The following is a 10,362-nucleotide window of genomic DNA, read 5'->3' as shown; positions in this document are numbered from 1 at the left end:
CAGCGCGCGGCCGCGGCTCGCGGCCGCGCCGGGCCCTCAGCGCCGATCAGTCGCGGGCGCGCGTGGGCAGGAGCATCCCGAACACCCAGTTCACGAGGCCGACCACGATCGCCCCGAAGAAGGCCGCCCAGAACCCGCTGACCACGTACTCGGCGCCGAACGGCTGGAACGTCGTGGTGATCCAGCCGGTCAACATGAGCATCAGCGCGTTGACGACCAGCAGGAACAGCCCCAGCGTGATGATCGTCAGCGGCAGGGACAGCAGCTGGACGATCGGCTTGACCACTGCGTTAACCAGCGTGAACACGACGGCCACGATGAGCAGCGCGGTGATGGTCGGGACGTTCACCTCGTTCTCGATGGCGCCGGCGCCGGGCGCATAGATGCCGGTGGTGTCGTGCAGGGCGATTCCCGGCACGATCAGCGTCGCCACCCATAGGGCGACGGCGTTGACGATCAGCCGCAGTACCAGCGCCATCGGAAGAGTCAGCTCCTCACATAGTCATCGGCCACGTCGAGCGCGCGGTCGAAGATGTCCAGGCCCTCGTTGGCCTCGTCGGGGGTGATGATGCACGGCGGCACCACGTGGAAGCGGTTGTAGTTCATGAACAGCAGCAGCCCGTCCTTCTTCGCGGTCGCGAAGGTCCGCGCCATGGCCTCCGAGGATCCACCGTAGGGGGCGAGGGGCTCGCGTGTCTCGCGGTCGGCCACCATCTCCACCGCCCAGAACACGCCGAGGCCGCGGACCTCGCCGATCGACGGGTGCTTCTCGGCGAGCTCGCGCAGGCGCGGGCCGATCACGTCCTCGCCGATCATCTTCGCGTTCTCGACGATCTTCTCGTCGCGCATGAGGTTGATGGTCGCGACGACCGACGCGCAGGCCAGCGGGTGCCCGGCGTAGGTGAGGCCACCGGTGTACGGCGTGGTCTCGAACGACGCGGCGATCCGGTCGTGGAGGATGACGCCGCCGAGCGGGACGTACCCGGAGTTGGAGCCCTTGGCGAAGGTGATGAGGTCGGGCGCCCAGTCGTCGTCGCCGGACCGGAAGTTGTCGAGAGCCAGCCACTCGCCCGTGCGGCCGAACCCGGACATGACCTCGTCGCAGATCATGACGATCCCGTACTTGTCGCAGATCTCACGCACGCCACGGAGGTAGTCGGCCGGCGGGACCATGATGCCGACGGTGCCGGGCACCGACTCGATGATGAGCGCGGCGAAGTGGTCGGGCCCCTCGAGCCCGATGAGCGAGTCCAGATGCTCGAGCGCACGGTCGCATTCCTGCTTGGAGTTCTCCGCGTAGAACTGCGAGCGGTACAGGAACGGGGCGTGGAAGTGCACGGCGCCGGTGTTGCCGAGGTCGTTGGCCCAGCGGCGCGTGTCGCCCGTGAGGTTCATCGAGGTGGTGGTGGCGCCGTGGTAACTGCGGAACGCCGAGAGGGTCTTGTGGCGGCCGGTGTGGCGGCGGGCCATGCGGACGGCGTGCTCGACGGCCTCGGTGCCGGCGTTGGTGAAGAACACGCGGTTCATCCCGGCGGGCGCGACCTCGGCGACGAGGCGGGCGGCCTCGGCGCGGGCGGCGTTGGCGTGCGCCGGGTTGATGGTGCACAGCTCGGCGGCCTGGTCCTGGATCGCCTTGACGACCACCGGATGCTGGTGGCCGATATTGGTGTTGACCAGCTGGGACGTGAAGTCGAGGAGGCGGTTCCCGTCGCCGTCGGTCAGATGGCAGCCCTCGGCGGCGGTGACGACCATCGGATCGGTCGTGCCCCAGGCCGACCACGGGGCCAGGACGTGGGCACGTTCCTTCTCGTAGACCTCTCGGGCGGCGGCGTTCTGGGGTGCGGGCACGGGGAAGTACTCCTGTGGTCGACGGCGTTGTCCACGGCCATCATGTCAGTTCCGCGCCGCCCTCCCGGACGAGCGCTCCACGATGCGGAATCAGCTGCTGCGGCCGCCGTCGCCCGGTGCGTAGACCAACGCCGTCAGAAGAGGGCCTCCTGCGCACTGTCCACGGCCTGGGCGCCGGCGACGGGCCGGCCGGGGGCGACGTCGGCGAGCATCTCCTCGAACCGGGCGTACGGCACCAGCTCGAGCCCCTTCTTCCGCGCGAACGCGGTGCGTCCGCGCACCGCGCCGGGTGCGTCGCACACCGCGAGTGAGGTGCGGGACGAGATGCGGTCGGCCACGTAGAGACCGGCGTCGACGACGAGGGAGACGATCTCCTCCGGGTCGCGATCCACGTCCTGCGTGAAGACCACCTCCATGCCCTGCACCAGCCCGCCGCCGCGCTTCAGCCTCCCGGCCGGACGCCACAGCCTGGGTGCGGCGAGGGCCTCCGCCCACACCGTGGACACCAGATACCCGGTCTCGGGGTGGGCCACCATCGCGTCGAGTTCGCGGACCGAGGGGCGCACGTCCTTCGCGGCGGCCACCTCGAGCAGACCGGCGAACACCCCGGCCAGCACGAGGGCGTCGTCGTGGGCGTCGTGCGCGGCCCGCTGATGGACGCCGAAGTGGGCGGCCAGTGTGGACAGCTTGAGGTCGGCGGTCGACAGGTGGAGCCGGCCGGCGAAGTCGAGGGTGCACACGAACCTCTCGAGCGGCGGCGCTAGCCCGGCCCGCCTCGCCTCGGCGGCGAGGAACGACGCGTCGAAGGCCGCGTTGTGGGCGACGACCGTCCTCCCGTCCAGCACCCGGCCCAACTCGGCCGCCACGTCCTGGAAGCGCGGTTTGCCGGCGAGGAGGGCCGGGGTGAGGCCGTGCACGTGGACGGGCCCCGGGTCCACCCCGGGGTTGAGCAGGGTCGCGAACTCCTCGACCACCTCGCCGTCGTCACCCATCACCACGGCGGCCACCGACAACACCCGGTCGACCGCCGGCGTCATCCCCGACGTCTCGACGTCCACCACGACCCAACCCGACATGCCCACCATCGTCCCAGACCCCTACGACATCCCGGCCGTCACCGTCGCAGGTCACGGCGTTCACACCGCGTTTTCCGCCCGGACGCCCACGGGCGTTACTGTCTACGCCGTTCGATCAGCCCCGGCCGCGAGGTCCGGTCCGACCCAGGAGGCCCCATGCGCCGGTACCGGCCCGACACGCCCGCGGCGCGGCTGCGCGACGCCCACGCCCGCGCGCGGCGCGCCACCCGTCTGCCGATCCGCGTGGCGCTGGGGTCGTCACTCACGGTGTGCCTCGCGGCGCTGGTCGGGGTGGCCGTCACCGCGCCCGGCGCCACCACCGCGCGCCACTCCGCCCCGGGCGCGTCGGCCGTCGGCGCGGCCACGTCGCCCACCGCCTCCTCCCCTCCGGACGGCCGGGTCGCGGATCCGCTCCGGCTCGTCCGGCCGCTGCCGGCGGGGTGGGTCGAGGTCGGCCCTCTCGTGGCCACCGCGGTGGCTGACGCCGCGGACGCCGGCCACGAACTCGCGGCGTGCGTGATGGCGATCGACTCCCCCGACGAGCGCGTCGTGTGTGCCGGCGGCGACGAGCCCCGCTACGCCGCGTCGGTCATCAAGGTGGCCTACGCGGTGGGGGCGCTCGAGGCGTGGGAGGCCGACCCGTCGGCGCAGACCCCGTACGGCCGGCTCGGCGACCTGCTCGAGGCGGCCATCACCGTCTCGGACAACGACGCCGCCAACGTGCTGTACGACCTCTCTGTGGACGGCCCCGCGGCGCCCGACACCACCGACCCCGTCACCGCGCTGGGCGACATCGCCGACCGCGTGGGCCTGGCCGACCAGTTCCACACCGGCGGCGCGTTCCGCTACGAGTGGACCGGCGACTGGAGCCACGTCACCCCCCTCGGCAGTGTCCGCTACCTGGCCGAACTCGTCCGCGCCGCCGACGGTCGTGCTCCGCAGGGCGAGGCGCTGACCTCGCCCGCCGTGGCCCGGATCGTGCTGGACACGATGCTCGCGCAGGAGCGGCGGTGGAAGCTCCCGGACCGCCTGCCCGCGGGGACGGTCGCCAACAAGACCGGCGAGACCGACACCGAATCGCACGACATCGCCGTGGTGAACACCGCGAGCGGCCGCTATGCGATCGCCGTGATCGCCTCCGCGGACGGGATGTCCAACGGCCCCGACGAGGTCACGGCCGACCTCGGACACGACGTGGTGACCGCGCTGGGCGGTGCGGTGCGGTTCTGAGGCGGCCGTGCTGCCCGGACGCCGCGCTGCCTAGACTCTGCGGCATGAGTTCCCGCGCGATCACCGCACTCACCCCCCGCGGCCGGGTGGCCGTGGCCGTCTCCCGGCTGGCGACCTGGGCGTCCCGGGTGTCGGGGCGCGGGTCGGGCGGGATGATCGGCGGCCTCGTGGCGCTGAAACTCGATCCGGGTCTCATGCGCCAACTCGCGGCGGGCCGGCGAACGGTGCTGGTCACGGGGACCAACGGCAAATCGACGACGACGAGGATGGTCGCCTCCGCCCTGTCGACCGTGGGCCGGGTCGCCTCGAACACCGGCGGCGACAACATGGACGCCGGGATCGTCTCCGCCCTCGTGGCCGACAGTGTGGCCGGGTTGGCCGCCATCGAGGTGGATGAACTCCACACGCCGGCCGTCGCGGAGAACACCTCCCCGGAGGCGATCGTCCTGCTCAACCTCAGCCGGGATCAGCTCGACCGGGTGGGCGAGATCAACGCTATCGAGCGGCGGCTGCGGGCCGGGGTGGCCGCTCAGCCGCAGGCCACGGTGGTGGCGAACTGCGACGACGTCATGATCACCTCTGTGGCCTACGACAACCCGGCGGTCGTGTGGGTGGCGGCCGGGTCGGCGTGGGCGGGTGACTCGGTGAGCTGCCCGCGCACCGGGGAGCCGATCACGCGGACGATCGACGAGACGGGCGCGGTGCGGTGGCGGTCGACCGGCACCCTGCCCGACGGCCGGGAGTTCGCGCGGCCCGAGCCGGACTGGTGGGTCGACGACGAGGCGATCCACGGCCCCGACGGATTCACGGCTCTCCTGTCCCTGGCGATACCGGGGCGGGCCAACCGCGGCAACGCGGCCCAGGCCGTGGCGGCCGCGGTGGCGATGGGCGCGGACCCGGCCGCCGCGGTCCGGGCGGTCGAGCAGGTCGACGACGTGGCCGGCCGCTACTCGACGGTCGACGTGGACGGGCGGTCCGCGCACCTGCTGCTGGCCAAGAACCCGGCCGGCTGGCAGGAGGCGCTCGGCATGATCGACACGTCCGCCGACGGCCTGGTGATCGCGGTGAACGGGCAGGTCGCCGACGGTGTGGACCTGTCATGGCTGTGGGACGTGCGGTTCGAGAGCTTCGAGGGCGTGACCGTGTACGCCTCGGGCGAGCGGGCGGCCGACCTCTCGGTGCGGCTCACCTATGCCGGGGTGCGCCACGAGCTGGAGCCGGATCCGCTGGCGGCGATCCGGCACTGCCCCCCGGGGCGGGTCGAGGTGCTGGCCAATTACACGGCGTTCCGTGACCTCGGGCGGGCCATGGCCGCCGCCGGGCACCGTCCCGTCGACGCGGACCAGAAGGAGCAGTGACGATGAGCGAGCATCACGCCGGCGAGAGCAACCCGGACCCGCGTGACGCGGGGGCCCGTCGGGAGGGGGCGTCCGCCTCCCCGCTGGACACCGTCGCCGCGGACTCGGCCCGGCCCACGGAGTCGACGGTGCGGATCGGTCTGGTCCTGCCCGACGTCATGGGCACCTACGGCGACGACGGCAACTCGCTGGTCCTGCGGCAGCGGCTCAGGTGGCGCGGCTACGACGCCGAGATCGTGCGGATCACCCTCGAGGACGCCGTCCCCGACTCGTGCGATCTCTACACGGTCGGCGGCGGCGAGGACGCGGCGCAGAAGCTCGCCTCCCGCCATCTGTCCGCATCGCCGGGTCTACAACGCGCGGTGGAGCGCGGGGCGCCGGTGCTGGCGATCTGCGCCGGCATGCAGGTGTTCGGTGAGTGGTTCGTCGTCTCGGACGGCTCGCGCGCGCCCGGGCTCGGCCTGCTGGACGTCACCACGTCTCCGCAGGCGACCCGCTCGATCGGCGAGCTGGTGGTCGCGCCGCAGGTCACAGGGCTGACGCAGCCGCTCACGGGTTTCGAGAACCACATGGGCGCCACCGTGTTGGGCCCCGACGCCGCTCCCCTGGGCCGCGTCGCCTCCGGTGTAGGCAACGGCGTGCCGGCCGGTCAGTCGGTTCCTGCGGGCGGGCTGGTCGAGGGCGTGGTCCAGGGCTCGATCATCGCCACCTACATGCACGGGCCGGTGCTGGCCCGCAATCCCGAGCTGGCCGACCTGCTGCTGTGCCGCGCGCTGGGCGTGGACTCGCTGCCGCCGGTCGAGGTGCCGGCGGTGGAGCGGCTGCGCCGGGAGCGGATCGCGGCCGCCCGGCGCTAAGCAGCTCCTCCGCCGATCGCCTGCGCCGCCCGCCGCTGATCAGCGACGCTGTGGATCTGCGCCGCCTGCCGCTTCGTGCCCTCGACATCAGGCCCGTCCCTTCGGCATCGAGCCCGTCCCGCCACCTATCGGATGAAACTCCACCTATGGGGCCCCGTAGGCGTAGCGCGATCCGATAGGCGGCGTTGCGGGAGAGGTGGCGTCGCGGGTTGAGGTGGCGTTGCGGGCTGAGGTGGCGTTGCCGGCCCAGGTGAACGCACCGCGGCCCGTGGCCCGTCGCCCATGGCCCGTGGCTGCCCGGCGCTCGGCCCGCCTACGCCTCGGGGGTGGCGCCGGAGTCCGCGCCGCGAATGCCGGGCGGGCCGGGTTCGCTGGCATACCCTCGGACGCATGTGTGAACACCACGGCACCGCCACCCTCACCGGGTCCGTGACCCCTCCCGATCCCGCCGTCGAGGCGGCGCAGGTCCGCGCGATGTGGGAGCCACTCGGACTGCCGGGCATCATCGACGTGCACACGCACTTCATGCCCCCGCGGGTGATGGCCAAGGTGTGGGACTACTTCGATGCCGCCGGGCCCAAGATCGGCCGTCCCTGGCCCATTACCTACCGCGAGGCCGAGGACGAGCGGGTCGAGCGGCTGCGGTCGTACGGGGTGCTGGCGTTCTCGTCGATGCTGTACCCACACAAGCCCGACATGGGCGCGTGGCTCAACGCGTGGTCCGCGGAGTTCGCCTCCCGCCACCCCGACTGCCTCCACACTGCGACGTTCTTCCCCGAGCCGACGGCGGGTGCCTACGTCCGCGATGCCGTCGATGCCGGGGCGCGGGTGTTCAAGTCGCACATCCAGGTGGGCGAGTACGACCCCCGGGATCCGCTGCTGGACCCGGTGTGGGGCGTGTTGTCCGAGGCGCAGGTGCCGACGGTCATCCACTGCGGTTCGGGCCCGGTGGCCGGCGAGTTCACGGGTCCTGAGCCGGTGGCCGCCATGCTCGAGCGCTTCCCCGAGCTGCCGCTGATCGTCGCACACATGGGCATGGGCGAGTACTCGGATTTCCTCGATCTGGCCGAGCGGTACGAGAACGTCTATTTGGACACGACGATGGCCTTCACGGACTTCGTGGAGGAGACCACGCCCTTCCCGCCTGCCGAGCGTGCTCGGCTGGCCGACCTGGGCCACAAGGTGCTCCTGGGTACCGATTTCCCGAACATCCCGTACCCGTACGCCCATCAGCTCGAGGCCCTGGCCGGGCTCGGGCTGGGCGAGGACTGGCTACGGGCGGTGTGGCACGGAAATGCCGCGCGGCTCTTCGGCCTCTGACTCCGTGCCCGGGTAGCCGATCTCCGGCCCCGCGGCGGAATCGGCCGGGGCCGAGGCACCCGCATCCGGGGCGGGCACGGCCGGCTGCGCGGGGTCGACCTGCTCGGGCCGCAGCACGCCGCCCGATCGCGCCGGCTGCGCGGGGCCACCGGAGAGGATGCGACGCCCGGACAGCGCGCTGCCCAGGGTGAGCTCGTCGGCGAACTCCAGGTCGGCGCCCATGGGCAGGCCGGAGGCCAGGCGGCTCACGATGAGGTCGGGGAACGGTCGCAGGAGGCGGGCCAGGTAAGTGCTGGTCGCTTCGCCGGTGGTGTTGGGATCGGTGGCGATGATGATCTCGTCGATCTCCTCGCCCTCGACCTCGGCCCCGACCCGCCGCATGAGTCCGGCGATGCGTAGTTCGTTGGGTCCGATGCCGTTGATCGGGTCGAGCGCGCCGCCGAGCACGTGGTAGAGCCCGCGGAACTCCCGGGTGCGCTCGATGGCCTCGATGTCCTTGGGCTCCTCGACCACGCAGATGAGGGTGGGGTCGCGGCGGGGATCGGAGCAGATACGGCAGCGCTCGGCCGCCGCGACGGTGCCGCAGACCTCGCAATAGGTGACGCCCTCCACCACCGCCTGCAGCGCGGAGCGGAGGCGTTCGACCGACTCGGGCTCGGCCTGCAGCAGGTGGAACGCCAGGCGCTGCGCGGACTTCGGCCCGATGCCCGGCAGCTTGCCGAACTCGTCGATCAGGTTCTGGACCGGTCCCTCGTACATCGCGCTTTCCTGTGTTCTTGCTGGCCCGGCGACGGTTGCGTCGTCGGGTGGCGGGCCCCGGGGCGCGGCGGCCCCGGGTGGCGGGACCCGGCGCTACACCGGGTCCCGCGGGCTCACATGCCCAGGCCGCCCATCATGTCGCCGAGGCCGCCGCCGGAGGCGAGCGGCCCGAGGCGGGACTCCGCGAGTTCCTGAACCTTGGTGTGCGCGTCGCCGAACGCGCCGACGAGCAGGTCCTGCAGCGTCTCGACGTCCTCAGGGTCGACGACCTTCGGGTCGATGGTCACGCCGGTGACCTCGCCGGTACCGCGCATGGAGACGGTGACGAGCCCGCCGCCCGCCTGCCCGTCGACCGTGCTCGCGGCGATCTCCTGCTGCGCCTCGGCGAGCTGGGCCTGCATCTGCTGGGCCTGCTGGAGCAGGGCGTTCATGTCGGGTCCGGGCTGCATGGCTGGGGTCCTTTCGGCGGTGTGCGGGCGGTGGTGCGGTCGTGCCTGGTCCTGCCGGGGCGGCCCCGGTCGGTCGACGTCCAGCGTAACCGTCAGCTGGGACACCGTGCCCCGGCGCGCGGCGGGCCGGGTGGGTCAGCGCTCGAGCGGACGGGCCCCGAGGTGCTCCTTGAGCAGGGCCAACGCGATGTCCTCGCCGGTGCGGTGGTCCAGATTCTGGGGGCCGCTCCGTGCCTCGTCGACCATCTCGTCCTCGCTGACCGGCGGCGGGGGCGGGCTGTCCGGTTCCCCCGGCTCGGGGTCGGGCTCCTCGGGCGGAGGCGGGATATCGTCGTAGCCACCTCGGCCGCCGCTCTCGCCCTGCGGGGCGTCCGCGGCGCGGAGACGACGTTCCCAGCCCCGCGGCTCACCCTGTCGGGGAGAACCGGGGGCGTCAGTAGGGCCCGCGGAGGACCCCCGCCCGGGTTCTGGTGGAGCCGCCTCCGGGGCGGCCGGGGTGCCTCCGGCACCTGCGGGCGCGCTTCCGGAGGTGCAGCGGATGGTCCAGTCGCCGCCCACGACCTCCGTGATCGAGTCCGTGATCGCGGTCGCGTTGTGCGGCTGGGACAGCCGCTTGGCCAGTGGCGCGTAGTCGTGGACCAGGTGGATCACCCGACCGTCCACGCCCGCGACCGTGGCGCCGGCGAGCATCACCTCGACCGTGCGGGTGCGGGTACGGACGGCCTCGCGGATCGCCGGCCAGGCGCGGCGGATGTCCTCGGCCTCGATACCGGGAGCCGAGGCCGCAGCCGCCGGCTGTCCGGGTTCGGGCGCGGCCTCGGGGCCCGGCTCGGGATCGGTGCGCGTCGGCGACTGCGAGCCCGGGGCGGAGGGCTGCTGCGTGGGCTGCGACGGGGCCCCCGGCTCGAGCTGCTGAGCGGGACGGTCCCGCCACGGGTCGTCGGTCTCCGCCGCCGATCCCGCGTCGGGCGCGGGAGCGGGAGTGGGAGCGGGTGCCGGCTCCGCCGACGGGCGGTTCGTGGGCGACGGTCCGCCCGATTCGGGACGGACGGGCGCCTGGGCGTGCGCGTGCGGCTCCGGCGCCGGGCCCTGCGTTTTCCGACCGGATACCGCCGGCTGCCGCGGATCCGGGGCGGACGCCGCGGCACCCGCATCGGGGGCGGGAGCGGACGCCGGCGGCTGCGGCGGCACCTGTGACGGCTCCCGGTAACCGGTGGGGGGCGACGACTGGTGGGCCGCCTGCTGTTCGGCGACAGACTCGCCGGGCACGGCCGGCGCGGCGGGATCGGCGGCCACGGCGGGCGCGGCGGGATCGGTGGCCACGGCCGGCTGGCTCGGCGTGGGCTCCCCGGCGGGTGGCGCAGACGGGGCCGATGCCGACGTAGTCGGCCCCTGCGCAGCGGCGGGCGGCGCGACGGGCGGCACGGCAGGCGTGGGAGCCGCCGGCGCGGCGGTGGGCGGCGCC

Annotated in this window: 9 protein-coding genes and 1 pseudogene; 4 read left to right on the top strand and 6 right to left on the bottom strand. The window is 73.2% G+C overall.

Going from position 1 to position 10,362, the window contains the following annotated elements:
- Positions 1-46: 46 nt before the first annotated feature.
- From DPA01S_RS15215 to DPA01S_RS15205, 3 genes are all read right to left on the bottom strand, one after another.
- Positions 47-478, bottom strand: coding sequence for a phage holin family protein (locus tag DPA01S_RS15215; protein WP_061229682.1), 432 nt, complete (start codon positions 476-478; stop codon positions 47-49).
- Positions 479-486: 8 nt separating this feature from the next.
- Positions 487-1,848 carry an aspartate aminotransferase family protein gene (locus DPA01S_RS15210; RefSeq protein WP_061229683.1) on the bottom strand — a complete coding sequence of 454 codons (1,362 nt, stop codon included), beginning with the start codon at positions 1,846-1,848 and terminating at the stop codon, positions 487-489.
- A gap of 134 nt (positions 1,849-1,982) precedes the next feature.
- Positions 1,983-2,924, bottom strand: a complete 942-nt coding sequence (locus tag DPA01S_RS15205) for an exonuclease domain-containing protein (RefSeq protein WP_061229696.1) — start codon at positions 2,922-2,924, stop codon at positions 1,983-1,985.
- Between the two features lie 156 nt (positions 2,925-3,080).
- On the opposite strand from DPA01S_RS15205, the gene DPA01S_RS15200 reads away from it, so the two are divergent.
- The 4 genes from DPA01S_RS15200 to DPA01S_RS15185 all read left to right on the top strand — a co-directional run bounded on the left by DPA01S_RS15200 (position 3,081) and on the right by DPA01S_RS15185 (position 7,689).
- The gene (locus DPA01S_RS15200; RefSeq protein ID WP_061229684.1) at positions 3,081-4,154 is read left to right on the top strand and encodes a serine hydrolase; all 1,074 of its coding nucleotides are present in this window, start codon (positions 3,081-3,083) and stop codon (positions 4,152-4,154) included.
- A 44-nt stretch (positions 4,155-4,198) separates the two neighbouring features.
- Positions 4,199-5,512: a MurT ligase domain-containing protein gene (locus DPA01S_RS15195; RefSeq protein ID WP_061229685.1), complete on the top strand. Its 1,314-nt coding sequence runs from the start codon at positions 4,199-4,201 to the stop codon at positions 5,510-5,512.
- Positions 5,509-6,369 (top strand): type 1 glutamine amidotransferase, encoded by an 861-nt coding sequence (locus DPA01S_RS15190; RefSeq protein ID WP_153038694.1) that lies wholly within the window; start codon positions 5,509-5,511, stop codon positions 6,367-6,369. Before DPA01S_RS15195 ends, DPA01S_RS15190 begins: the two co-directional genes overlap by 4 nt.
- A 390-nt stretch (positions 6,370-6,759) precedes the next feature.
- Positions 6,760-7,689 (top strand): amidohydrolase family protein, encoded by a 930-nt coding sequence (locus DPA01S_RS15185; RefSeq protein WP_061229686.1) that lies wholly within the window; start codon positions 6,760-6,762, stop codon positions 7,687-7,689.
- Between the two features lie 153 nt (positions 7,690-7,842).
- Here the strand turns inward: DPA01S_RS15185 and recR are convergent.
- The 3 genes and pseudogenes from recR to DPA01S_RS15170 all read right to left on the bottom strand — a co-directional run.
- A pseudogene (recR, locus tag DPA01S_RS15180) lies at positions 7,843-8,448 on the bottom strand (recombination mediator RecR); the annotation flags it as partial.
- Between the two features lie 113 nt (positions 8,449-8,561).
- Complete coding sequence (locus DPA01S_RS15175; RefSeq protein ID WP_007632582.1) at positions 8,562-8,897, bottom strand: YbaB/EbfC family nucleoid-associated protein; 336 nt, start codon at positions 8,895-8,897, stop codon at positions 8,562-8,564.
- Between the two features lie 135 nt (positions 8,898-9,032).
- Positions 9,033-10,220 (bottom strand): hypothetical protein, encoded by a 1,188-nt coding sequence (locus DPA01S_RS15170; protein ID WP_061917621.1) that lies wholly within the window; start codon positions 10,218-10,220, stop codon positions 9,033-9,035.
- Positions 10,221-10,362: the final 142 nt, after the last annotated feature.

Origin of the sequence: Dietzia papillomatosis NBRC 105045, from assembly GCF_001570845.1 — a bacterium.
Lineage (GTDB): Bacteria > Actinomycetota > Actinomycetes > Mycobacteriales > Mycobacteriaceae > Dietzia > Dietzia cinnamea.
The sequence above is the reverse complement of the archived record's forward strand: the minus strand, read 5'-3'. Positions and strand labels throughout refer to the sequence as shown.

Coding starts and splice junctions, on each gene's coding strand:
- DPA01S_RS15185 (WP_061229686.1), top strand. CDS start 6,760: ATGTGTGAACACCACGGCACCGCCACCCTCACCGGGTCCGTGACCCCT.
- DPA01S_RS15215 (WP_061229682.1), bottom strand. CDS start 478: ATGGCGCTGGTACTGCGGCTGATCGTCAACGCCGTCGCCCTATGGGTG.
- DPA01S_RS15200 (WP_061229684.1), top strand. CDS start 3,081: ATGCGCCGGTACCGGCCCGACACGCCCGCGGCGCGGCTGCGCGACGCC.
- DPA01S_RS15175 (WP_007632582.1), bottom strand. CDS start 8,897: ATGCAGCCCGGACCCGACATGAACGCCCTGCTCCAGCAGGCCCAGCAG.
- DPA01S_RS15195 (WP_061229685.1), top strand. CDS start 4,199: ATGAGTTCCCGCGCGATCACCGCACTCACCCCCCGCGGCCGGGTGGCC.
- DPA01S_RS15205 (WP_061229696.1), bottom strand. CDS start 2,924: ATGTCGGGTTGGGTCGTGGTGGACGTCGAGACGTCGGGGATGACGCCG.